The organism is uncultured Flavobacterium sp., from assembly GCF_963975515.1.
Classification (GTDB): Bacteria; Bacteroidota; Bacteroidia; order Flavobacteriales; family Flavobacteriaceae; genus Flavobacterium.
This window is the reverse complement of the sequence record NZ_CAXBGY010000014.1, coordinates 17,822-41,816: the sequence shown is the minus strand read 5'-3', so window position 1 is coordinate 41,816 and position 23,995 is coordinate 17,822. Positions and strand designations below refer to the sequence as shown.

Here is a 23,995-nt window from a genome sequence, read left to right as displayed (position 1 = left end):
GTCTTAATTCCATTTAGTATTACCCATTTTCCAAATTTCGTAACCAATATCAACTTTAATATTATTTATAGGTTGTTTTTGATTTAGAATTGATTTTCTTGTTTGCCTTAACTCATTTAACATTTCTCTTGAATAAGCATTATCAAAACTTTTGTTTGAAGTTACTTGGCTCATTTTTCTACCTTCCATTTGAATAGATGCCATTATTGAAGCTCTTTTAATTTTTTCATATTCATCAATAGAAGGAATTACTTCTGTTCCTTTTGCTAAATTCATTACACTTGGAACATCAACTATGTAAGGCGCTTTCCCTGGTTCAATTACAACCTCTGGTCTTTTTTCTCCTAATAATGCTGGACCTCCTTTATGCGGTTTTCCTTGTGTTCCTTTTTCGTATTTAGGAAGAGGAGTTAAAGCAACTGCTGCGGCTTGTGCAGCTGCAGTTCCAATAGCTAATCCAACTTGCAAACCTTGATAAGGCAAACCACCTAAACCAAAAGTAATTGTGTCAATCATTCTCGCTGCTAAATTAATAGCTGAAAGTGTTCTTGCTAAATCAACTGCAATTTGTGCGGCTGCCATAATTTTACTTACTACTGCTGCTTTGTACTCTTCTTTTCTACGTTCTTTTTCTAAAGCATCTTTCTTCTTTTTAGCTTCTGCTTGAATGGCTTCTTTTTGAGCAGCATCATCACCAGCCAATTCTAATTGATTGTTGTAATATTCATCCCAATAAGCCATTTCATTGTCAATGTTAGCAATTTTAGCATCGAAAACGGCATAAGCTAATGACTCTAAACTATTAGCTAAATCAGTTGCTAATTGTTTTATTCTTGCATCATTATCTTCTAATATTTGAGTCAGTTTTTCAGAGTTTTCAATTTTAACACCTGTTGTTAAATTGGATTTTTCTATTTGAAATCTTGCTAAATCAGCCTCATATCCTTTTATTAAGTCAGATGAAATTCTTTGATTTTCTGGTAACTTTTTTTGGTCATCTAAAATCTTTTGAGTTTTACCAATTTGTAAATCCAATCCTAGCAAAGCGTACTCTCTCTGAATATCTAAAATCCTTTTTTCGTGGTCAATTCTTGCTTTTTCAATAAGCTTGAAGTTATTACCAGCCGCATCTAATTCTAATGAATAGCGATCATTTTCACTTACTAAATCTTTGTTTAATGAATTTTCCTGAAGTTGAAGTTGAGCATCAATTGATTTTTGAATTGTGGCTACTTCTGCATCAATAATTGTTTGACGCTTTTTAGCTTCAATATCTAATACATTAGTAACTCCTTGCTGATACTTTTCAAAGATTAACTTTTGCTCATCAGTTAAAGATTTTTTAGTTTTTCCAGTATTGATAAGTTCAGTTATTTCAATATTGGATAACTCTCTAACAAATTTTCCAGTTTCTTCATTGTACTTGCCTAATTGTTGAAGTTGATATTCAATAGCTTGTTTATTTTTAGCTAATAATAAAGCATTTGATTCATCTAATGCATCAAGCCTTTCATCGGTTGATGATTTATCATTTTCAATTATAGCATCATTAAAATCAATTTCATTTTGAAGTCTAAACTGTGATAAATTAAAAGCATCATTGTTTGCTTTCTGTTGTAATTCGTATAAACTTTTTAATCTTTTAAGTTCCGCTTGTTTGTATCGTTCAGCAGCTTCTTTTTGTCTTTTTAACTCTTCTTCTGTTAGTTTTTTAGATTCTTTATCGTTTTCAACTGCAACTGCTTTTAATGAATTTTGAACACTTTGAGCAGCTTCTATTTTAGCTTTGTAAACAGTAATGAAATTGGTTGCATTTTCTATTTCAGCATTATTAGCTTTTATTTTGTTAATTCCGTTATCTGGAATAACATTGCCTAGTGGAGTACTAATCTCTGACGCTTTTATAGCTTTGTTTTTTGCTTCTAAAGTTTTTACTTGATCTTCATATACTTTTAGTTCAGCAGTAGCCTTATCTAATGTTGTTTGCGAAACCATTTTTTTAGCTAATTCACTCATTTTTTGATATGATGCAACTTCTTTGTCAAGCGTTTGTTGGTAAACACCAGTCAATACTTCTTGCCTTAAATCATCTTTTGATTGATTCAATCTTCTTAATCCATTAATTGCTCCTGTTGTCCATTCAATTAATTTTCCAAATGTTTTTGAAATAGGTCCATCACCAGAATCTATACTTAAAATAAATTCCTCCCAAGTAGAAGTCATAATTTTAATTTGAGCACTTGCTGATTTTAATTGTTTTTCAGTTAATTCTTTTAAACTTCCAGCAGAACGATTATACTCATCTGTTAGTTCTGACATTCTATCTCTATTATTAGCTAGAATCAAACCAATTTTTGCACTTTCAGCACCAAATATTTTACCAGCCAATGCCAATACTTCTAACGTACTAGCCCCATCTTTTTGAGCTTTATTTATTTTATCTAAAGCACTTTCCAAAGTAAGTCCTTGTGTTGCTAATCTTGTGAATGAAGTAGATAATAAACGCCCAGCACTTTCTGCTTTTATATTGTTATCAACTAAAATAGAAACAAAAGCAGCCGTTTCTTCAATTGTATATCCTAATGCTCTAGCTGCTGGTGCAACATATCCAAATGAATCTCTTAAACCATCAAAACTTAAAGCCGATTTATTTGCAGAAGCAGCCAAAACATCTGTAACTCTCGATGCTTGAGTTGCATCTTCTCCGTACGCATTCAATATACCTTTTACAAGTTCAGCACTTGCTTCGGCATCCGAACGCAAAGCAATAGATAAATCATTTACAGGTTTTAATAACTTAATTGCTTCTTCTGGAGTAGCACCAAGTTTAATTAATGCAGTTGTAAGTTTTGCAACTTCTGTAGCTGAATTAATAGATGATTTTGCAACATTTCTGATTTCTGCTTCTAATGGTGCTATTTCTTTTCTTGATTTTCCAGCAATAGCAGCTAAGTTGACTATTTCTTCTTCAAATTGAATTATAGTTTTTGCAATATCTTTTATCACAGATGCGAAAAGATAAATACCAGTAGTAACTCCAAATGCTGAAATTAGATTTTTTAATCCTGCAACTGCTTGGGTTGGATAGTTACCAACATTTCGATTGAATGTTCCTACCGCTGCATCAGCAGATCTAACTCTTGCATTTAATTTATCGTATTGAGATTGTGCTTCTTGAAGTCTTTTGTTGTATTGTGCTTGTGATTCAGAAGCTAATTTTCCAGTAGCGACAATATTTTTTAAAGCATTTCCTGCAATAGTAACTTTTGCTGATAATTCTCTATATGCGTTTCCTAAAGCTCCGTTCGCAATAACCTGTCTTTTAGTTTCAGCTGTTTGTTCTTGTAGCAATAACTTTTCCTCTATACTTAACTTATTTCCTCTATTTTGAGCAGCTTGTTTTTTATTTAAAACATCAAGTTCTAATTTTTCAGTTTTAATTTTCTCTTGTCTAATTTTTTCTAATGAAAGCTCAAGTTTTTTTTGTTCATCAATTGATAAATTAACCTTATCAGTTGCAAGTTTTAGTTCATTTTTTTGTTTTAAATATTCAACTTGATTTTCAGATTTTCTAAGCTTGATATTTTCCGCATTTAAAGTAACTATACTTTGAATAAATGTATTATTTACAGCAATCGCTTCATTTACCACATTAGCATATTCTTTTCCCCAACCAATTGCTTCATCGGTTATAATTTCTTTTCTAGTAATTTGACCACTACTCATAACAATTAATTTTTAGTGTTTTGTTGTTCTAATGATTCTATTTTGCTGTGAACTGATTTCTCAATAGATTCAAATTCCTCTACCGAAATTTCATAAGGTTTGATTGGGTAATTTAAAATCACACCATAACTTGTAATTATATCAACTATTGAATATTTCTTTTGATTGGTTTGTTTTTTCTCTTTTGGTAACTGTTCTTTAAGTTTTTTAATTCTCAAAATAATACCTTCTGATTCTCTTAAAATACGTTCAATATCATTTATGTAATTATCATCTGTAATTGAATAACCTTGCTCTTTTAACATTAAAATCAAATCGTCATTTTTATCAAACAACAATGATGAACAAGCACATTTAATAATTAAATATCTATTTGCCTGATAATCTATTTCTTTGATGATAGGTAGTATTTTACTATCCTCTTTATTACCGTTTCTTGAGTTATATTCTTCATCTAATCGTTCCCATATTTCAATCAATATTTCATCAGGAACATTGATATCTTCAGTAAGAAGTCTAACGTTTCCAGTTTCATAAATATCAATCTGAATTACTTTTGGTAGCTTTCTTAAACTATCGTAAACAGGACCATATTTAATTGGCTCAACGACTTCTTTTTTTCTTTTGAATAACTTTATCATACTCCTAATGATTTTCTGTAATACTCAATTACAAATGGTTTAAATTTTGTTTCAATTACTTCTTTTAAATTTTCCTCTGACAATCCGAATAGATCAGATGAAAGCCAATTTGGAGAATCTAAAATATCATCGGTTTTTGGGTCAGTAGAACCGAAATAAAATGTTTCATTTAAAACGGTCATGTAAAAATTATTAAGGAATCCACCTGTGTCTTTTGCATCAAATGGCTCACCTCTTTTTTTTGATCCTTTGCTTATTACTTCAGTAGCGTAGGAGTAGAAACCAATTACTTCTCCATAAATATCTTTGCTATCCTCGTTTAACTGCTTTTTATTTAAATCAATCAACTCCTTTTCAATGCTTTTTATAAAGTCAAATAGTGCCTTTGAAACCAATTCCGGTTTAATTGCATTTGCTTTTTCTAATTGTTGATTAAAGTTTGCCATGATTTTTTATAAAAAAAGGCTTTTGATGATAAACACCAAAAGCCTCTTATACAGTAAAATTTATATTCTTATTTTTCTTTAGTCACTTTTTCAGAATCTTTAACTACAACTTCTTCAACTTTTTTAGTTGAATTTTGTGTTGCAACTTTATAAGCTTCTTTTAAGGCTAATAAACGTTCTTTTGGAACAAGTTTTTTGAATGTGTGAACATTCTCAAATTCTGCTTTGAATTGCTCAAAGGTTTTATTCCCATTTCTCCAGCTTTCGCAAAAAGAAATTCCATTGTATGAGTTCTTTTTTGAAGAAGCCATATTATATAGTTATTGTTAACGGAGCTATACTTTCATAAGTAGCTTCAGTTAATTGAACAACACCATCTAAATCAACCGTGAATCCATTTGCAAAACCAGTTCCAGTTAATTCATAAACACCGTTAGCATCTGCAGCAACAAATGAATGAGTATAAGCAGATCCCGAAGCGTCTTTTAGAACAACACTTTCGTCAATAAATGCTTTTACTAAATCATCACCCGCACAACCAGCAGAAGCAGTAAATTTGATTGAAGTTGCAGTAGCTGAAACTTTCGTTAATTCAATATCAAAAATACCCTGTAACTCGATGTGGCTCCAAGTTGGTTTTAATACAACTGGTCCATTCTCAAACTCTTTGTAATCTTCATAAGTGATTGTCAAAGGAGTGTATTGTGGCTTATCATCAGTTGCATCTACCATTTTACCAACTTCTATAGTAACTAATTGACCTCTAACTTTTACACCGTCAATAGTGGTAGCTTTGATTTCTTGAGCATCAGTAAATTCATAGATACGCATTTTCTTACCATTGTAAGAAGCTAATGCTCTATGAGAACAAGCACCAAGATGAACCTCAGAAGTTCTGATTTTCTTACCGTTTTTTGTTTTATACTTTTTACGACCTTCGTAATATGTATCATCAGTATCAGCAGTTGCTAAAGCTTCTATTTCAAATAATGGAATAATTGCTTTTGATGCTTCTTCTGTTCTCCATTCAGCTAAAGTTTTAGCTAGGATTGCAGTTGCAAATTCTTGATCAGTTTCAGCTAAAGCATATCTGATAACTGGTGCGGTCAAGCATTGCTCTTTTGCTCCTGTGTTTAGCGTTTTTGCATCCGCTTGAGCACATTCTATAATACTATTCATAGATTCTGTTTTTTAAATTAATTAAACGTATAATTTTTTTAAGCAGTTTTTATAAACTACTAAATCCATTGTCAAAATAACACTATCCCAAATATCACATTGTTGAGATTTCTTATTGGTAGAAACGTTTGATTTTTCCAACCATGAAATACTATCTTTTCCAATTGTAAAATTTAGTTTTAACTTCTCAATTAATTCATTTGCTACTTTATATTGAACAGTAAAATCTCTATTTTCATTTAAAGTAGATGTTTCTGAATTTGATGAAATCCAAAATGTTACTTTCTTAAATTTATAACCAGCTGGAACTTCTTCCGAAATCCAATTATCAACTAACCACACCAAAGGATATTTTACACTTCCTGAAACACCTAAAATGCTTTCGATTTGTTTTTTATCCATTGAGATAATCCATTTATCTAAAGCTTCAGTATCTCCCCAACTATAAGCTACTGACTTTTCGTTGTGTTGAACTTTTTCAACTGTTTTTATTAGTGCTTTTGGTAGGCTAAAGATCATAATATGTGACTGGTTTTAAATCTATAAATTCAGGTTCCTCAAACAAATCCTCGTTATCACATAAGAAACTATATAAAGAAACATTTGTTGAAGAAAAACCATAGCTTGTCCATTTTACAAATTCATTCCAAGCATCACATCTTTTATTATGTGCTGATGTTTGATTTGTATTATTAGCGTTTAGCTTTCCTTCTCCAGTTCCTGTATTAACTGTTCTTGTGTTTAAAGAATATTGAAAGAAGATATAAGATGCCATTAATGTTTCAATGACATCTACATCTTGAACTTTTGCAACCTTACAAACTAAACCTTTCCACTTTTTGGATAAGTTATCACAATCAGCATATACATAAGAAGTACCATTTACAAGTTTTCCCCATTTGGCATCAGCATCTGTTTTAACTTTCCAATATAAACCATCTAACTCTAAATTTGTCATTAATTCATCAAATAGCTTTTGCCCTAAAATAAATTGTAAACATTCGTTCTCATACTTTTGAATTTGAATCAAGAGTTGAGTATCTACATTTACTTCAGTAGCTGTTAAATTAGCTATTTGGTAATTTCCGTATGAAAAGTTAGATATTCTTGTGAACATGGTTTATAGTTTTTCGATTACTTTTTTACCTTCGTAAATAGCAAGAGCAACGTCAGATACTTCTTGTTCATCTCCTTTTTTCATGAATCCGAAATCTTTTATGAAGCGAACTTTAGTTTTGTTAGTTAAACTAACTTTTACTTCTTCACCACCATTAGATTTATTCTCCTTGCTTTTAGCACCTTGAGCATCATAATACTCTTGAGCTGCACCTTTTTTAGTAACAACTTCTTTTTCTTCTGTTTTTGTAGCCTCTGCCATGATAAATTTTTTTAAATTATTTGATTTAAAACCTACCTAATTAATTTAGATAGGTTTATTTTTTTTACTCTAATTATGGTGTTGCTGTGATTAAAGTTTTCACATTAGCAAAAGTATCTTTGATGATACCAGCTTTTGTTGCATCTGGAATGATAACAGCGACAAATTTCTCTAATACGTGAGTTCTAATGTTTCTTGATAAACCACTCGCTGCATTAGTAGCAACTGCATCAGTTCTACCATCCGTTTCAAAGTAAAGTAATTCACTATCAACACCAACTTTAACACATTGCATTAAATCTCCAACAATAAATTCACCAACTGGCATTTTAGGGTCTTTAATGTAAGGAATTACAGTACCACCCCAATCTAAACCGTTTGAAACTAATTGCACTGATTGACCATTTGATAAAGTATAAATGCCTTCAGAATTTTTATCTTGTTTCATGTTTCTCCAGGCAATAGGATGCATAATAATTGCATTTGGAATAAACCCAAGAGTTTCTAAAGTTGCAATTACAGCTCCAATAGCATCATAGTTATTTGGGTTATCATTAATTGCTAATGCTGCATCAACAGTAAAGGCACTTGAACCAGATCTAACAGAAGTAAGAACATGATTTGGAATTGCATCATTTACCAATTCTGTGAATTTCTTCAACATTTGGGTTACAATAGAAGCAAAGAATCTTCTTAATTTTGTTGTAGTAGCCCATTCAGCAGCTACAGGATCAGCAGATTTTTCTTGTGTAGCATAAACTGCTTTTACAATTGGTTTCAGTTTGCACTCAGTTGTAATTACTGCTTCACCTGTAACAGTTTCATTAATTACAATTAATGTTGCTTGATCTAATGGCATAGCGTCAACCAAATCTAAAACTTTAGAATATGGACTTCTATAACCAAAGAAACCAAGTAATTTTCCCATCAATGTTTGAACTCCGGAACCAATCACTCCTGTAGAACCAGCAGCTGGAAAATCAGTTGAGTTAATTGTATTAACCGACATAACATCAGTTGATACACTTACTTTTGAAGTATCAATTTTGAATCCTTCATTTGGAATTGTAAAGTTTGTTTTCTCAACAACTTTATCATACTCTTCTTTAAAAGCATCTTCTAAAGATTGTTTTGCGGAGCTTGATGTTGATTTTGTTAAATCAACAATTTTAACTCCTTGAGCCTCTACAGTTTCTTTTAAAGTTTTGTTTTCATCTGAAACAGTAGTTAGTTTTTGACTGAAATCTTTTTCCAGTTCTTCTTTAACACCTTTGACAGCTTCATCAATAGCTTGTTTTGCTAATTCAGCTTCGTGTTTTCTTTTTTCAGCAGCATAAGTATCTCTTTCTGCTGCCGTCATTGCCTCTAATTGGGCGTCTGTTTTGTACTGAAACATGGTAAAAATGTTTTTAGTTAATAAATACTTTCTTTTTTTGAGTTTCCTCGATTTTGCTCTTATCTAAAGAACCTTCTTCAAGTGTTTCATCGGCTTGCTCTAAATTGTCAAGTGATTTATCGGCTTGGAATATTGTATTTGTTGTTGGAGTAATAGGATTACTTCCTTTTGGTACTGCTGAAAATTCTGCTAATTTCGCTTCTTTTACATACCAGAAATAACCATGAACATCAACATCATCTTTATTTGCAATCAACGGGTAATATTTATCCCATCTATCTTTATATTCCTTCATGTCCTCCATTTCTGAATTAGCACAAAATAATATTGTAACATATCGCATACCAACTGAATGATTTTTAACCCACTTGTTAGCATATTGATTATACATAAATAGGTTTCTATTAGGATCAATTATTGAAGTATGAGTTAATGCCTCAGTTGTTCCTTCATAGTTAAAACCTAATTCTTTAAAGGTTGTTTTTACAATTGTTGTTTTAGCATTTTCAGAAATGATATTAGCAAATCCCATTCTATGCTCTTGTAAATGGTCAAAACCTTTTTTATTATCTGATACTGTTTTTTTCCAAATACCATCAGCATGAACATCAAAATGACTATCAAAAAAATTTGTAGTATTTGAAATTGCAGTAACTTCAATATTTGGTAAATTAGCTTCTTTAGTATAATCAATAGATTTACTAAATGGATTCATAGCTTTTAAAGAAATAGACTTTAATGTTTCTATAACTTCATCTGTAACTCCTTTAACAGAAATTGATAAACCATAATTATCAGCTTCTTTATATTGAGCTTTTTTTGTATCTAAAACATTTGTCATATTTTCAGCAATTGCTTTAAACATCTCTTCTTTAGATTCAAAATTTTTATCTAATTCTTTACAATAGATTTTCATTTCGTAATGGGTTTATCGTTAGATAATAATTCTTTTTTCTTTTCAATTTGTAACCTTTGCTCTTCAGATAGGTTTTTTTTATCTAAAATTTTATCTAATTCTTTAGCTTTAGTTTTCATTTAGAATTTTATTTTCAATTAATATTTTTTTGTACTCCTCTTTGGTGATAGATTCATTTTCGAGAAGTATTTTATATTGATTAATTATCTTCTCATTAGTATCAATAATTCTGTTTTTAACGATTGACATAACCCCTACATGGTCATAACTTAAATCTAGTTTTCCTTTGCCTTCAAATTCTGCATTTAAGCTATTGATGAAGTTGTTTGCTAAAGGAAATATCTCACTTTCATAAAGCTTTAATTCAGATTCCCCTTTATTGTCATAAGTCGAATCTTTTCCAAAAGGAGTAAGTTCTTTATCAAAGTTGTAAGCGTCATACAAAACCATTGCATCGGGCTCTACAATCTTATTAAAATCAATATTATTTAGTTTTTCTGAAAGATTAATAGCATCTAATCCTTTTGATGAAACAATAATTCTATTTGATAAACCTCTATTATTAAGCTTATCTTCCATTTCTTGTTTTTGAGTAATCAGATTACCTCCCATAACTGGAACAGGAGTATTTAGTCCTTCATCAATATTAGAACCAGCTGAAACTTGTTTAGGAGAAACTATTGTAGTTCCTGAGTTTTGTACTTGAATATTTTTAGCTTTTTGAACCAAATTAATATTGTCAATTTGTGATTTATAAGGAATTAAACGACTATAGCCTTTTTTATTTGTGTTATTTTGTCTTGTGTCATAAAACAAAATAACCTCTGTAAGAAGTACAGATTCAGTATTTCCTTTATACTCAAAAGAGATACTTTCTTTTTTTAAATCAATATGACATTTTGAAGGATTGATATTTATCAATTCCATTGTTTGGAAATTTCCAAACGAGATATATTTTTTCCATATTGCTGTAAATCCAGCTGCTAAAACAAATGAAGAGAATTCTTTTAAAAACTCATCTTTAGATTGATAATTATTTGGATTGTTTATTTTATCTAATAGTCTTGAGTTCTTTTCATCTAAAAATTTAACACTTGAAAACTTACTTGAAATCTTTGAAATGATACTATTTACAATAAAATTATCTTCATATACTTTTATAAAATCTGTATTTTCATTGTAGAAAGTAGAAGTAGAGCCACCCATTGAGAATGCATCTAATGTCAACACATCAGATTCCATATTAATAACTTGGCCATTAACAGTTAATGTTTTCTTGTTTGTACCAAAGTACTTTCCAATAGATGTGTTTTCCCAGAATCCCATTAAGTTGCTATTAATGATACAAATATATAAAAATTATTCTTATTTAGTCCAAATAAAAATAATACAAATTAAAACAAAAAAAACCACCTCGAGAAGAAGTGGTTTGATTGATTGTTATTTTTGGTTTTTTTACTCAATTCTCCAGCCTTGAGCTTGTAAATACCAACGTCCATTATGTTCAGAACCTCTCAAATTAATTTGAACCTTTACAACCTGACCAATTTGTATATTGTCTAATAAGTTAGTATTGTCTTTTACAAAATCAATAGGTAACTTTTGTGGATGTTGTCCTTCTGTTTCAACTACTAATAATCTTTTTGTAAATCCATTTTGACCTACGCTTTCTGTTTGTCCTACAACGACAACTTTTCCTGATACTTCCATTTTTATTTAATTATTTTGATTTATTTTTTTTTATTAACATCAAGTTTGTTTGCAGCCCATGATTGGTCCTGTAACAATCGATAAGTTCTAACATGACAGAAATTTAAAATTTTAAAATATTCAAAATCTATTCCGTAGCCTAATTTTTTTAATTCTAATAAAATAGAATCTTCAATGTTTTTTATTTCAATCTTTTCAAGGTAAGATTCTGAAATATTAGAAACAATTAAAGACTTTGTCAAACCCATCAATGCTAATTCAGGTTGGTATAAAGTATCATATAATTCTTTTAAATTAGATATTTTATAACCAATTGCTCCTTCAATTGTTATTGTTTTATTATCTTTTGTTGTTAGAGTTTGCATTGACATTTCAATAATTCTTAATCTATTCTCTTGAACATAAATAGAATCAATATAAGGGATTTTAAAATGTAATCCTGATGCTAATTGCTTTATATTCTTACCAGCTCTAACTCTTAATCCACTTTCCCAAGGCTGTATAATAACCCATATTTTAATAGCATTAATAATATATTCTATAAAGTCTTTTACTTGATTCATATTATTGGTTTTGTTCGTTCATAAATAAATATCTCATGTTAGCCCATACATAACGAATTAATTCAGTGATTGCATCTTCTGCATCATCGTGACCATCATCATGTTTTCCTATTTTTGGATAGGATTGTAAATGCTTGATGAATTGTCTGTATTCTTGACTACTATTTTCATTAGGCTCTACAAAATATAAGTATGATATAAATTGAGCCCATGCACTTATTCTTTGCTCTTTGTTACCAGTGCTGTAATATCCTGATACATTTACTCCCATAGATTGTAGTAATGTTACAAATACACTCCCTTGATTATTTACTTCAACTTTATTGACAACAGAATTGTATTGTTCAATTTTTTGCTTTAATTTATTTGAGGTAATTCCACTTGCTTCTTGAGTATAAATTGCATCGAAAATGTATATTTTATTTTTGTTTATTTCTGCAAAAGGAGTAGCAAAATAATCGCTTCCTGTGTCAGCTACATCTGTAAATGAATACCTAATTGCACCTTCTCTATTTTCTGGTAATGAGCTAACAAAATTTAATTTTCCATATAATAATCCTTCAATACTTTCTGATGCTTGGTTAAATTGAATATTGTAGGCAATTTCAGAAATAGGTTTAGTGTCATCTAGCAATCCCATTTTAGTAGATTTTAATATCTCTAGACTTAAACGAACAGGGTCTAATAATCCTTCTATGTAAAAATTCTCAATTTCTTTAGGCTCAATATTTTTATATACATTTTCTGCTGGTAGACAAACATGTCTGCATTCATCTTTAAAAACGTTTAGAGAGTGAGCAGTTGTATCTTTACTTGATAAACGTTGTTCAACTAAAATATAAGGTGTTTTTGCTTTATCTTTTTTTCTAGTTTGAAAGGCTTTAAATTGATTTATAGCTCTTTTTCTCTCAGCTGGACTATCAGCAATTCCAACATCCATTCTATCATCATCAATTAAAATACTAGCGTGTTTTCCAGTAACTGATCCATTAGTTGAAAATGAATATCGAACACCTCCTTTATCAGTCTGATAAAATGTTTTTGCAGAAACATCTCTTCTTATTTTTACATTAGGGAAATACTTTTGAAACAATTCACTTTCTATTATATCTTTTGATTTAGAAGAGAATTCATTTGCATTAGTCTGAGATACAGTATTCGTCATTACTGTTTTTGAGCTGTCTATAGCCCATATCCAAGCTGGCAATATCCTAGATGTAATTGTGCTTTTTGAAGTACCAGGAGGAATATTAAATAATAAGTTTTTTTTAATATTTTTAGTCATTCCTTTATACCATTTGTTATCTTGAATATGTGGCTTTCGATCTAAAACATATTTATCTACAACCAATTGAATTTCATCACACATATATTCAATATGCCAATTGTGAACATATTCATCAGTTATTATTGTATTCCAAAATTGTGTAACGAAAAAAAAAAGCGATTCTTTACACTTTTTTCTTGCTATATCAATTTCCTTTTCTTCTAAAAGTAATTCAAGCTCCAGTAATTCATCTTCTGTCATTTGTTCATTTACAGCCATAAATTATTTAGGTTTAAACATTTTCAACAAACACATCTTGTTCTTTCAATTCAATAACAATCCCATCATCTTCTAATGATTGAGCAAAGTCAAGGATAGCATAGCCGATAAATTCGGCATCTGTTGTTTGCACTCCATCGATAAATACTTTTCCATTACTGATTGAAATTCCTTCCATGATTTATATTTTTTAACCAGCGTTAATACATAGTAATTCGTTAAACAATTTCATTACTTCTCCTTCTCCAGTAATCTGAAAAACTTTGTATGATAATGTTTCTATTTGCCTTTGAGTAAACAACATTTCTCTTTGATAAGGTTGTATTTCTTCAACAAGAACCTCTTTTTCAACGAGCATTGGGGCAAATGTGCTTTTGGCAATCATTTCTTCATAAACAAAAACTTTAGCTTCTAAAGCTCCAATTTTTTCGTCTCTGTCATCAAGTATGTGGTTTCTGATAATTTGTTCTAAAACTTCACTATTCCCTCGTTGAATTAATTCTGTTTTTGATATTGTGTTATCATAACTCTTAAAATCTACCTTTTTATTTACTAATTCTTTTATTAGTTTTTGTATGTTTTCTGATTTCATTTATTTGTTATTTAGTAGTTCTTCAATTAGTTTTATCTCAATTGAACTCTTTGAATATTGTTTAACATAATCTAATCCAAGCCTTTTAGCTTGTTCAAAATCATGGTATATGTTTCTGTAATTTTTTAATATTAGTTTTTGTTTGAACTTATCTGTTCCAGTAAGTGTTGAATATGTTTTTGATTCTTCAATAAACTTTCTGAAATTAATTTCATTGATTGATGGGCTTGGCATTTCTGCGTATGCTTCTTGTATTTGGTTTTCCATTTTATTATTTATTATATTAAAAAAAACAACTCACATTTGATTTTTTATAAGACTTAAAAGGCTTTAAATACACTTAGAGAAACTCCTAAATCTAACGCTAAACGGCTCAAATTATCTACGTGCCATACCAATAATCCACATATAGCAGAATGTTTTAACGAGGCATTTAATTCCCCGAATGGTTCTACTTGAGGGCTTATCCTCATGAGTTGTTTTTGTTTGTAGGAGTAGAGGGAATCGAACCCAAAAAGCCAAAAGGCGACAGTTTTACAGACTGCTGATTTAACCACATTTACCATTACTCCTATTTAAAAAAAAGGAAGGGCTTAAAACCTTACTACAATAAATTGTTCATGACCAAATTATGTAAGCGTATTTTTCCTTTTTTACCTCTCTACAATTACCTTTTCACCGTTGTTACTTTAGGAACATGTATATCAGGATTTTGTGGAGAATAACGGATTCGAACCGTTGCTGTATAGGTTTGAATTAACAGTTTTATGCATCTCTTATTAATTCCTAACTAAATGCTGACCACTTTTCGTGCGCTCTATCCAGCTGAGCTAATTCCCCTGATCACACTTTCACTTTTAACCTAAAGGAAACGGCTTCTCTGATAACGAAAGGAATTCCCCATAATGTCTGGAATTAATGGCCTCTTTAAAAACACTACGATATGTGAAACTTCTTAAACATCGGATTATTTCACAATCTTATCCGACACGATTATGCAAGTGTGTAGTGCTTGAAATTGATTAATAGAATTTTTTCATGATGTCTTTTTTTACTTACTTTAAGTTACACCAAAAATAACATAAAATATTATTAAATAACATATTATGTTATTAAATAAGTAAAAAAAAGCTATTTGAGTATTTTAAGTTAAATAAAAAAATAAATGCGTTCTATTAAACAAGGGTTTCTATATTTTGATTTTTTAGTTACTCTTGTTTGGTTTCCTGATTTAATACATCTTGATATAGTAGTATTAGAAAACATTTTTAAAAGCTCTTGGTCTTGAGTGTTTTTATATATTAAAACTTCTTTAGTTATAACATCTGTAACTTTTATTTTTCCTTTATTTAATTTGTTTTTTAACATTCTATATTCTCTTTCTGGAATTGTGCATTCTTTTTCAGTATTTCCTTTTCCAATTCTTTTAACAACAGCATGGTATTTAATGTTATATATTTCAGAAACATAACGAGCAAAGCTTTTTAAAGAATTAAAGCCTTTACCGTCTAAGAAATATTTTTCACTTCTTTTTATTAATATTTCTTTTTTAATTTTATTTTTTAGTTCTTCTGTTAAATTTTTGTCTGAGTATTTACGTTTTTGATATTGTTTAATATACGAGTCTCCAATATTTTCAGTTTGTGTTTTTTGAAAAACTGAATGCATATCAGAAGAACATAATTTACAAATACTTGCAAATCCTCCAAGTAAATTTTTATTTTTATGAAATTTATTAATTTTCTTTATTTCTTTGCAATTTGAACACTTTTTAAACCCTTTAGTAAAAATATTGTCAGAAAATCTTTTTTTACCAATTTCTAAAATACCATTATCTTTCATTTGGCAGTCTCTACATTTTGTAGCCCTTCTTCCTGTGTTTTTATCTTTAATATAGAATTCATCTATACTCAATTCATTTGAACAAGTTCTACATCTATATTTTTCTAAATAGATATTTTCTTTTACATTTTTTCTAATTAAAATTTGTTCTAGAGATAAATTAGAATAATTTGTATTAATGTTTTTTGGGAAATTATTTATAGTGTATTGTTTATCTTTTTTCATAATTTATTTTATGTTATATTTTTAATCAAAAATTAAATCTCTCTTTACTAGCCTTATACTTATTAATCAAAAATGATAATCTATTTTGTTGCTTTTCTGTAAAAATATTTTTTACTAAGCTTTGATTAGTAATAGAAAAATATATTTCTTTTAGTTCATCTAAAAACAATAATTGTTTTGTACAATCTTTAAGAACTATGAAAGCATTTCCATTTGGGTAAATATTAATTCTAATTGAATTTCCATTAAATGGTTTTGCATACTTTTTATAATCTTTTTTATTACTCATTTGAATAAAAACAAAACCATGCTGAAGAATAACTTCTTCACTGATAGCCACTTTATTTTGCTTTTCAAAACATAAAATATCTATTTCCATTTATTCTTTATTTTCGATTAATAACAATTTAGCTTTCAACGCATCAAGTCTTTTCTGTTTTTCTTCAGAGAAACCATCTGTATCTATTGTAAGTGATGCTTTTTGTTTGTTGTCGGATTCGTAACCTCCTAAATGCTTCATAAGTTTTTCAACTGCTTGAAGTTTATCGAATACTTTTAATTTTTTAGTGTGTCCAATAGTTTGGCCTTTGATATTAATTTCATCTGTTTCAAGTTGAGCAATCATTATTCTAGCTTTCTTTGGAATTGAATGAATATTTTTAAGATTACCGTTTGAATCGTAAAGCTCTGAAATATCAAATCTCAACATATCGGATAAAGTATTGACTATTTCGGATATTGTAACCTTGTTATCTTCTTGAATTTGAGAGCGTAAGAATTCAATCCTTGTACTAATCTTAACCTCGTTTGATAGGTGAACTGCTTTAACATGAATTGATTCAGGTTTCATCTTAGAAGTAGAATAAGCCTCACGATAAGCAGCGGATTTATCACCTAATCGAATATAAGCTTGACAAAATGCTTCTTGTTTGATTGTGAGGTTACTAGTTTTCATAAGTAATGATTTTATTTGATTTTTTAATATTATCGATAGCCCAAAGAGGTTGAAAGTTTGAGTAATGATTTAATTCAATTAGATGTTTTTCATCTTTAGCCAAACTAATTGGGTATATGTGGTCAAGATGCCATTCACTTCTGTTTTGCCAATTCATTCCCTCTTTAAAAAGTGATTCAATATGTTTTTTGAAATTAATAGAGGAACAACCTAATATTTCAAAAGTTTTACTTTTTTTAGTATAGCCTTTATTATTTAAAGCATTATAAATTAAATTTCTTACTGAACATTCAAGTTTATAAATTGGTTCATTGTCTCTTCTTGTTTTTCGAGTAGTATTAATTTTATCTCTTGAGGTTTTTTGATAACTTTTTACCTTCTCTAATACATTTTTTTTGTTGTTTTGATAATAAGTGTTGTCTGTTTTTTTTTTAGTTGTATTATTATGCTTATTTGAATCGTAAGATTTTTTTAAGCATTCCTTACAAGAATAATTATAACCATTTTTATTTGCATTGTTTATTGAAAATTCATTAGATGATTTTTCTTTTTCACATTTATTACAAATAATAGTTTCAGATTCTTTTTTTTCTCCACCTCTTTCTAGAACTGTTCTAATTACTTTGTATTGTTTATTTTCGAAAGTATCTTCCTTTTTGGTACTGAAGCAATATTGTAGTTTTCTCATTTCAATACCTGAAAATTCAACTAATACTGGAAGTGAGCCAAATAGCTTGTAGTGGTCGTGTTCTTTTATATGAAGTATGAATGGCATAATTAAATTTTAACAAGACAAATATATAACATATTTTGCAACTTAATAACATAATATGTTATAAAAAAAGCCTCGATTGAGGCTTTAGTTTAGTTTTATTAAATAATACATTTTATAATAAATGAATTATTTCATCTGATTTGTTAAAACATTTTGAGATAAATTCTGCATGAAGTAAAGCTTCTGATTTTTCTTTGGTGTCAATAATTTTGTTTCCAGTAATTAGATAAGGAATTCTTGCAATTTTATATTTTTGAGCTAAAGCATTTCCGACTATATTCCAAGCATCTTTAGATTGAGAATGAACGACTTTAGTTTTTATTTTTGGATTTTGCATAATTAATGATTATTAGGTTCAATTTCTCCTTTAGCAACCATTTCATCATATTCTTTTTTCATTGTTGGAAATAATTCATCAGCACATAGTTTACAGAAATAGTTATCATCTGAATCTCTTTGCATTGTATCCATATCGAAATCCTTTTGACAACTTTCACATGTTTGTTCGCATCCGTTCCATTCCCAAAAAGAAAGTTTCCCTTTTACGTTTAGGATTGGTTTGTCGTAAAGAACTGGATTAGCTAGAACCCAATTGTAGATTGGTTTTTGATTTTTCCATAATTCTAAATCCATATTAAATGCTGAGTGATTATAATCTACAAAGTTTCCGCCTATGTAGTAATTTTCAATTTTAGGTTTTGAATATATTATTTGATTTCCTGAACTTTCAGCCCAAATACTCGGATGATTTATTACACAATCGATGATATCAACTTCTCCTATGATGGCTGATAATGGTCTATCTGGAAAATAATCACTGTTCCAGTTTTGAATAGTTTTATCCCATTGTTGTTGATTTAAAGCTTGTGATAATGATCCAAAATCTTTAGCAGAAGCATGAATATAAATTCTACCTCGAAAGTGAGTTTTCCATGTTCTGTTTTCTATGTCTTTAATACCATGAGCAATTAGTGAAGCCCATGGTTGTTTTATTGATAGTGCTTTCATTTATTAAATGCGTTAGTTTCTTTTAAATACTCAATGGCTTCTTCTCTTATTTTATGAAGAATTGTGCTCTCTTTTTTCCCTTTATAAGTAAATACTTTAATGCTTTCAAATTCTTCATCAGTTAGCTTTTTAATCGGAATGTAGCTAATGTATTGAGTTTTAAAAACATTTTTCTTTGTACAAAGTATATAAATGCTTCCTTCTTTGTAAATATGACAATGATTTACATTAAGCATTTTATAAATTTGTTTTGGTTTAATCTGTTGATTTTCTACCAAGTCTATTTGTTGTGAATTCATCTTTTCTTAAAGTTGTTTTTTGGTTTGTTCATAAATTTACTAGGCTTATGCTCATAGTAGTTCATTGGTTCGAAATCTAATCTGTGGTTAAATATTGGAATCGGTTCTGGCTGGAAAACTTTCATTCTTCTCAGTTGATTTTCTTCTTCTAATTCGATTATCCTTTGAAGAATGGCATGTATTCTTAACTTATTAATTCTACTTGCACCAGATATAATAATTATTCTTTTCATCCCTAAACAATTTTATTAATAAATTCAATTGGATTGCAACCGAATTTTTGAGCAAGGTTTTGAATTGTCATTGCTCGGTTTCGATCCTTTGTGATTGATATTTTGTTTTCAATTTCGCAGAACAGGAAATTAGTTTTACATCCTTTGAATGTAATTTTTGAAACATCCATTGTACCAGGAATACATTCATAAGCCATAAAGTCAATTTCAGAGCCACCGATTAAACCTTGATTATGTGGTTCAATAACTTCTTTGTAATGTTTCTCTACTTCTGGAAAGTGAAGCCAAGCAACATAGTAATTGCTATGATTATCCCATTCATAACCACTCTTGAAAGGCTTAGAAACTTCAAAAGGTTTAAATTGTTTTACAACTTCTTCAGAGCATAGGTAATACTCACATGGCAATTCTTCGGTTTCGAATTTATTTTCTCCTATCAATTGAATTTCTAGTTTCTCTAATACTTTTTCTGTTGATTTAGCATAAATTGTGAGTTCCATTTTTAATTCAGGTTTTTCTGCATCCCAAATTTTTGTAATAAGATTAACACCCAATCTTTCAGAACCATTTTTAGCCAATGGTTTTATAATGGGCTGGTAGTATATAAATTTTTTCATCGTTTTTTATTTAAAGAGTGAAAGTTTTAATTTCGTAAGTTATTGTTAATTAATAAGTTGTAAATATAGGTTCGTATAGCAGCATGTTATGGTTAATTAAATCAGAAACTTAGTGCTTCTAATCAATCCTTTTCCATTTTCATCAGAATAATGATATTCCCATTTACCAGTACGGCAATTATGTTTATCGTAAATGCTTCTTTTATAAACAATAACTGATTGCCCTTTATTTAATTTTGTGCCATAACCACAAACTAAATCTTCTTTCAATACTCCTGTATATTTTTTATTTGCCATATCTATAATTTTAACTAACCATAACAGCGGTTTTATTCAATTGCGAGTTTTGTGGTATCATCACGTTCACGTTTCGCATTACGCTTTGTGGTAGCGGAAAAATCTCGGTTACGATTTTCGCAACTGAAATAAAGCCGCAGGACGTTAACCTTGTATATTAAAATTTCTGATTTTATTATTAATACTTTCATCGTTTGAGCCATGTTCCAAAAGGTATGTTTGAATTGCTTTAAGGTTTGAAAGCTTACAAATTTTTATACATCCTTCAAGTAGTTCATTATTCATTTCTCCACCAAATTCATCAGGAATAAGGGAGTTAAATTCTTCTTCTAAATTCATGATTAAAGAGTATTAGTTGAAGTTACCAATGAGCTTTTTATCAAACCACGTTCATATATAATTCTGTGTAAATTTGCTTTTTTATCAATGTAATTATTGATTATTTTTTTTTCTCCTTTGTAGTGTTTTTGACAATCATAACAAACTTTACTTGACGACATATCAGAATCATCACGACCTAATTGCCTCATATCAAGATTGCTTATTTTTTTTACTGTATCATCAAATAAACTCATTGAAAATCCATCAGATAAATAATAAGGGAATTTTAAAACCTGATAAAATCCAATTGACAAACCAACTTCTTTAGATGCATATTTATTAACATACAAAACTGTTTCTTCTGGAGTTTCAGGATTTTCAAAACTATCTTCACAAATACTACAATAAGTCAGATAATCATCTGAATAACAATTTGAGCAAATAATAGATTCTTCATCACTATCAGCAAGTTTATCGTTTACAACATTGTAATCTTCATAATCTTCTTTAAAATCATGACCACAAGTAAAACATTCAAATTCCTGTTTTACCATTAATTCTTTATCTGATTCCGAAAATTCAAAACCATTATATTCTTGATATTCTTTAAAAAAAATTTTATTTTTCATTTTAAAATAATGTTAGTTGTTCTTGTGGTTTTTCTTCTTTGATGTGCTCCCATAATTCAGGGTACATTTGTAAGTAGTTTTTCATGTATTCGTATGCATGGCCTTCAAGTATATTAATATCTATGAATTTTTGCTTTAACCTTATCAATGGAACTTTCGAACCATCAATAAGGTTTGCAATGATTATGTTATTTTCTCTACTGAAGAAATAACAGTTTTCAATAAATGGAATTGAATTAATCATGAATCAATGATGGCATGACTAACATTAGGATTTCTTCTCCTTCTTCAAGTCCATTAACTGCAGTTAAAATTCCAGCCCTATTTGGCATAGACATTTCCAATTGAACTTCTGAAGAACTAATATTTTTAAGCATTTCCATAAGATATCTTCCATTGAATCCAATTTGCATGTCATTACCTTCGTAGTTACATGTTAGTTTTTCATCGCCTTTGTTTGAGTAGTCCTTATCTTCTGCTGAAATTTCTAATTCTGGACCCGTAAACTTGCACTTAATTTGATGTGTAGTTTTGTTTGAGAAAATAGAAACACAATTAATTGAATTTAAAAACTGAATTCTATCAATGATTAATTTGTTTGGATTTTCCTTTGGAATTACAGCTTCATAATTTGGATATTTTCCATCTATAAGCCTACTACTTATAACGAAATTACCAAAGCTGAATGAAGCGTTTGTTTCATTGTATTCAATTTCAACTTCTAGTTCACCGGTTGAAAGAACACTTTTCAAAACGTTTAATGGTTTCTTTGGCATGATGAAGAAAGCATCTTGATCTGATTTAATATCATTTCTCGAATACTTAACCAATTTATGAGCATCGGTTGAAGTAAAAATTAATCCGTTAGTTGTAAGTTGGAAATATACACCAGTCATTACTGGTCTTAAATCATCCGTTCCAGTTGCAAAAATTGTTTTGTTTATTGCTGAAGAAAGAATTTTTGAAGAAAGAATTGTTTTTGATGGATTCTCCAGGATAACTTGTTTTGGAAATTCATCTGCTGAAGCATAAGCTACTTCATATTTTCCTGACATTGAAATTAGTTCAACAACATTGTTTTCAGAAAAAAGAAAAGTGATTGGTTGTTCTGGAAGTGTTTTAAGTACTTCAATCAATAGCCTTGCTGGTATGCAATAAGAACCTTTGTCTGTTGAGTCTATTTTCATCGAAACAGTCATTCTGTTTTCTAAATCGGAAGATGTTACTTGAAGTTTGTCGTTTTCAAAATTGAAAAGGAAGTTGTCAAGAATTGGTAAGGTGTTGCTGTTGTTGATAACTCCACTTAATACTTGTAAATTTTTTAATAATTGTAAAGACGATACGATAATTTTCATAAGTTTAATTTTAATTGTTTATGCTGCGTGTTTTTTGGTGCTCTTTTTTCTTGTTTTAATAATTATTTTTCTGATATCAGGTATGCTTTTATTGAGTAGTGCTAGTATCTCATCATGGTATTTTGTAGGCTCATTACCTATACCTCTTGATTGCTCAATTTTCAAGCTTGGAAGTTTAATTTCTATTGTTTCGATTGGTTTGTTTCTAATTCTTGCAGAAAGAATCAAAGAATCTTTTTTTGAATAATACTCGCTTGTAAATACACAATGATTTAGAATATCTCCCTCTTTTTTGAATTCATCAATGCTTTTAAGAGGAACAATATTTATTAGTCCTTTTTTAAAATGCAAGTCAAAGAATTTTTTATTTCGTTCTAAAAATTCAATACTTGCTTTTTTTAAATTTTCCTGACGTTTAATAATTGCCAATCTATCTCTCTCTTGTTCTTCAAGCCTTAATATTTCACGTTTCTTCTTCATCCAATAATCATGAGCTTTCATTAAATTTTTAGGGCAAACGTATTTTGCATTTCTTAAGTCTTTTTTGAAGTATTTTAGAAAATCTAAATAATCAATATAAATTCTATGGTCTTTTACTTTGTATTTATTTCTAAGGCAAATTTTAATTGATGGCCAATAAGAAGTTAGCCTATAACTATCACCCATTTGAAGTAATTCATATTGTTTTGCTTTTAGTAAAGTTTCAAGTTTTGAGTTTCTTGGAACTTTTTTAATTGCTTCAATAAAAGTCAAGCCTTGTAGATTTGTATCAATTCCAAACTTTTTATATTCTGGCTTTATAACTGAACTTGGATGATAGTATCTTGCATATACATCGTATTTTGCACCGCTCCAGCTTCTCTGATTTTCAACTCTAATTTCCATATTACCACTCCAACAATCACAATAACTTTGTGTATTATGATTTTTACCAAACATGGTAACTTTTAAATCTGGGTCAATCCAGTACTGTAAAATTTCGTGAAGATGATATTTTACTGGAACTCCTTTTTTGTAGTAAGCGATTAATTCGTAGTTTCTAATTATTTGAAATTCTTCAAGAACATCAGCAATAGCAAAATAGTTTATTTGCTTATCGGTTGTGCATCGCGATGATTTGACTTGAAGTTTAGTTTCACAATGAGGACAAACTGCTTTTTTTCTTGAAACTAGAGTAGGAGAGAACGTTTCTCCACAATCCAAACATAAAACTCTATTTTTAGTAGAATAACCTCTATGCTCTAATGTGGTTTGATAAGCCCATTGTTTGGCTTCTTTTGTAATAGTTGGTAAATAACTCGCTAAATCAACTATTCTATGGTGTAATTTAGTTCTTGGCTTCATGT

General features: G+C 29.3%; 33 protein-coding genes and 2 tRNA genes. All 35 read right to left on the bottom strand.

Going from position 1 to position 23,995, the window contains the following annotated elements; genetic code table 11:
* Positions 1–3: 3 nt before the first annotated feature.
* The gene (locus tag AAC008_RS13340; protein ID WP_339889850.1) at positions 4–3,726 is read right to left on the bottom strand and encodes a phage tail tape measure protein; all 3,723 of its coding nucleotides are present in this window, start codon (positions 3,724–3,726) and stop codon (positions 4–6) included.
* A 5-nt stretch (positions 3,727–3,731) separates the two neighbouring features.
* Positions 3,732–4,367: a hypothetical protein gene (locus AAC008_RS13335; protein ID WP_339889848.1), complete on the bottom strand. Its 636-nt coding sequence runs from the start codon at positions 4,365–4,367 to the stop codon at positions 3,732–3,734.
* Positions 4,364–4,813 carry a hypothetical protein gene (locus AAC008_RS13330; RefSeq protein WP_339889846.1) on the bottom strand — a complete coding sequence of 150 codons (450 nt, stop codon included), beginning with the start codon at positions 4,811–4,813 and terminating at the stop codon, positions 4,364–4,366. Before AAC008_RS13330 ends, AAC008_RS13335 begins: the two co-directional genes overlap by 4 nt.
* A 68-nt stretch (positions 4,814–4,881) precedes the next feature.
* Complete coding sequence (locus AAC008_RS13325; RefSeq protein ID WP_339889845.1) at positions 4,882–5,124, bottom strand: hypothetical protein; 243 nt, start codon at positions 5,122–5,124, stop codon at positions 4,882–4,884.
* A gap of 1 nt (position 5,125) precedes the next feature.
* The gene (locus AAC008_RS13320) at positions 5,126–5,992 is read right to left on the bottom strand and encodes a hypothetical protein (RefSeq protein ID WP_339889844.1); all 867 of its coding nucleotides are present in this window, start codon (positions 5,990–5,992) and stop codon (positions 5,126–5,128) included.
* A gap of 21 nt (positions 5,993–6,013) precedes the next feature.
* On the bottom strand, positions 6,014–6,511 hold the full coding sequence (locus AAC008_RS13315) for a hypothetical protein (RefSeq protein ID WP_339889843.1): 498 nt from the start codon (positions 6,509–6,511) through the stop codon (positions 6,014–6,016).
* Positions 6,501–7,109 carry a hypothetical protein gene (locus AAC008_RS13310; RefSeq protein ID WP_339889841.1) on the bottom strand — a complete coding sequence of 203 codons (609 nt, stop codon included), beginning with the start codon at positions 7,107–7,109 and terminating at the stop codon, positions 6,501–6,503. The genes AAC008_RS13315 and AAC008_RS13310 overlap by 11 nt, the downstream gene beginning before the upstream one ends.
* 3 nt (positions 7,110–7,112) lie before the next feature.
* Positions 7,113–7,370: a hypothetical protein gene (locus AAC008_RS13305; RefSeq protein WP_339889840.1), complete on the bottom strand. Its 258-nt coding sequence runs from the start codon at positions 7,368–7,370 to the stop codon at positions 7,113–7,115.
* A 73-nt stretch (positions 7,371–7,443) separates the two neighbouring features.
* Positions 7,444–8,766: a hypothetical protein gene (locus AAC008_RS13300; RefSeq protein ID WP_339889839.1), complete on the bottom strand. Its 1,323-nt coding sequence runs from the start codon at positions 8,764–8,766 to the stop codon at positions 7,444–7,446.
* Positions 8,767–8,779: 13 nt separating this feature from the next.
* Positions 8,780–9,682, bottom strand: coding sequence for a hypothetical protein (locus AAC008_RS13295; protein WP_339889838.1), 903 nt, complete (start codon positions 9,680–9,682; stop codon positions 8,780–8,782).
* Entirely contained in the window at positions 9,679–9,801 is a 123-nt protein-coding gene (locus AAC008_RS13290; protein ID WP_339889837.1) for a hypothetical protein, read from the bottom strand. Before AAC008_RS13290 ends, AAC008_RS13295 begins: the two co-directional genes overlap by 4 nt.
* Entirely contained in the window at positions 9,791–11,008 is a 1,218-nt protein-coding gene (locus AAC008_RS13285; RefSeq protein ID WP_339889836.1) for a phage portal protein, read from the bottom strand. The genes AAC008_RS13290 and AAC008_RS13285 overlap by 11 nt, the downstream gene beginning before the upstream one ends.
* 129 nt (positions 11,009–11,137) lie before the next feature.
* Entirely contained in the window at positions 11,138–11,392 is a 255-nt protein-coding gene (locus AAC008_RS13280) for a DUF3127 domain-containing protein (RefSeq protein ID WP_339889835.1), read from the bottom strand.
* Positions 11,393–11,412: 20 nt separating this feature from the next.
* Entirely contained in the window at positions 11,413–11,955 is a 543-nt protein-coding gene (locus AAC008_RS13275; RefSeq protein ID WP_339889834.1) for an SPFH domain-containing protein, read from the bottom strand.
* A gap of 1 nt (position 11,956) precedes the next feature.
* Positions 11,957–13,501, bottom strand: a complete 1,545-nt coding sequence (gene terL, locus AAC008_RS13270) for a phage terminase large subunit (RefSeq protein WP_339889833.1) — start codon at positions 13,499–13,501, stop codon at positions 11,957–11,959.
* A gap of 13 nt (positions 13,502–13,514) precedes the next feature.
* Entirely contained in the window at positions 13,515–13,679 is a 165-nt protein-coding gene (locus AAC008_RS13265; RefSeq protein ID WP_339889831.1) for a hypothetical protein, read from the bottom strand.
* Positions 13,680–13,691: 12 nt separating this feature from the next.
* Positions 13,692–14,093, bottom strand: coding sequence for a hypothetical protein (locus tag AAC008_RS13260; protein WP_339889829.1), 402 nt, complete (start codon positions 14,091–14,093; stop codon positions 13,692–13,694).
* Entirely contained in the window at positions 14,094–14,360 is a 267-nt protein-coding gene (locus AAC008_RS13255; protein ID WP_339889827.1) for a hypothetical protein, read from the bottom strand. It lies immediately after the preceding gene.
* Positions 14,361–14,413: 53 nt separating this feature from the next.
* Positions 14,414–14,566: a hypothetical protein gene (locus AAC008_RS13250; RefSeq protein WP_339889825.1), complete on the bottom strand. Its 153-nt coding sequence runs from the start codon at positions 14,564–14,566 to the stop codon at positions 14,414–14,416.
* 16 nt (positions 14,567–14,582) lie between these two features.
* Positions 14,583–14,666: transfer RNA gene (locus tag AAC008_RS13245), tRNA-Tyr, on the bottom strand.
* A gap of 142 nt (positions 14,667–14,808) precedes the next feature.
* Positions 14,809–14,933, bottom strand: a tRNA-Phe gene (locus tag AAC008_RS13240).
* A 309-nt stretch (positions 14,934–15,242) separates the two neighbouring features.
* Positions 15,243–16,160, bottom strand: a complete 918-nt coding sequence (locus AAC008_RS13235; protein WP_339889823.1) for a hypothetical protein — start codon at positions 16,158–16,160, stop codon at positions 15,243–15,245.
* A 25-nt stretch (positions 16,161–16,185) separates the two neighbouring features.
* Positions 16,186–16,539, bottom strand: a complete 354-nt coding sequence (locus AAC008_RS13230) for a hypothetical protein (RefSeq protein ID WP_339889821.1) — start codon at positions 16,537–16,539, stop codon at positions 16,186–16,188.
* Positions 16,540–17,115: a terminase small subunit gene (locus tag AAC008_RS13225; protein ID WP_339889819.1), complete on the bottom strand. Its 576-nt coding sequence runs from the start codon at positions 17,113–17,115 to the stop codon at positions 16,540–16,542.
* Positions 17,105–17,890 carry a hypothetical protein gene (locus AAC008_RS13220; protein ID WP_339889818.1) on the bottom strand — a complete coding sequence of 262 codons (786 nt, stop codon included), beginning with the start codon at positions 17,888–17,890 and terminating at the stop codon, positions 17,105–17,107. The genes AAC008_RS13225 and AAC008_RS13220 overlap by 11 nt, the downstream gene beginning before the upstream one ends.
* 112 nt (positions 17,891–18,002) lie before the next feature.
* Positions 18,003–18,227 carry a hypothetical protein gene (locus AAC008_RS13215; protein WP_339889817.1) on the bottom strand — a complete coding sequence of 75 codons (225 nt, stop codon included), beginning with the start codon at positions 18,225–18,227 and terminating at the stop codon, positions 18,003–18,005.
* A 2-nt stretch (positions 18,228–18,229) separates the two neighbouring features.
* A complete protein-coding gene (locus tag AAC008_RS13210) occupies positions 18,230–18,898 on the bottom strand; it encodes an ASCH domain-containing protein (protein WP_339889815.1) in 669 nt (222 codons plus the stop codon).
* Positions 18,895–19,197: a hypothetical protein gene (locus AAC008_RS13205; protein ID WP_339889814.1), complete on the bottom strand. Its 303-nt coding sequence runs from the start codon at positions 19,195–19,197 to the stop codon at positions 18,895–18,897. Before AAC008_RS13205 ends, AAC008_RS13210 begins: the two co-directional genes overlap by 4 nt.
* 235 nt (positions 19,198–19,432) lie before the next feature.
* On the bottom strand, positions 19,433–20,047 hold the full coding sequence (locus AAC008_RS13200; RefSeq protein WP_339889813.1) for a hypothetical protein: 615 nt from the start codon (positions 20,045–20,047) through the stop codon (positions 19,433–19,435).
* 96 nt (positions 20,048–20,143) lie between these two features.
* Positions 20,144–20,344: a hypothetical protein gene (locus AAC008_RS13195; RefSeq protein WP_339889812.1), complete on the bottom strand. Its 201-nt coding sequence runs from the start codon at positions 20,342–20,344 to the stop codon at positions 20,144–20,146.
* A gap of 144 nt (positions 20,345–20,488) precedes the next feature.
* Complete coding sequence (locus tag AAC008_RS13190; RefSeq protein WP_339889811.1) at positions 20,489–20,683, bottom strand: hypothetical protein; 195 nt, start codon at positions 20,681–20,683, stop codon at positions 20,489–20,491.
* Between the two features lie 2 nt (positions 20,684–20,685).
* The gene (locus AAC008_RS13185) at positions 20,686–21,294 is read right to left on the bottom strand and encodes a hypothetical protein (protein WP_339889810.1); all 609 of its coding nucleotides are present in this window, start codon (positions 21,292–21,294) and stop codon (positions 20,686–20,688) included.
* A 1-nt stretch (position 21,295) separates the two neighbouring features.
* Entirely contained in the window at positions 21,296–21,538 is a 243-nt protein-coding gene (locus AAC008_RS13180; RefSeq protein ID WP_339889808.1) for a hypothetical protein, read from the bottom strand.
* Positions 21,531–22,649: a DNA polymerase III subunit beta gene (dnaN, locus tag AAC008_RS13175; RefSeq protein WP_339889807.1), complete on the bottom strand. Its 1,119-nt coding sequence runs from the start codon at positions 22,647–22,649 to the stop codon at positions 21,531–21,533. Before dnaN ends, AAC008_RS13180 begins: the two co-directional genes overlap by 8 nt.
* 18 nt (positions 22,650–22,667) lie before the next feature.
* Positions 22,668–23,993: a PcfJ domain-containing protein gene (locus tag AAC008_RS13170; protein WP_339889806.1), complete on the bottom strand. Its 1,326-nt coding sequence runs from the start codon at positions 23,991–23,993 to the stop codon at positions 22,668–22,670.
* Positions 23,994–23,995: the final 2 nt, after the last annotated feature.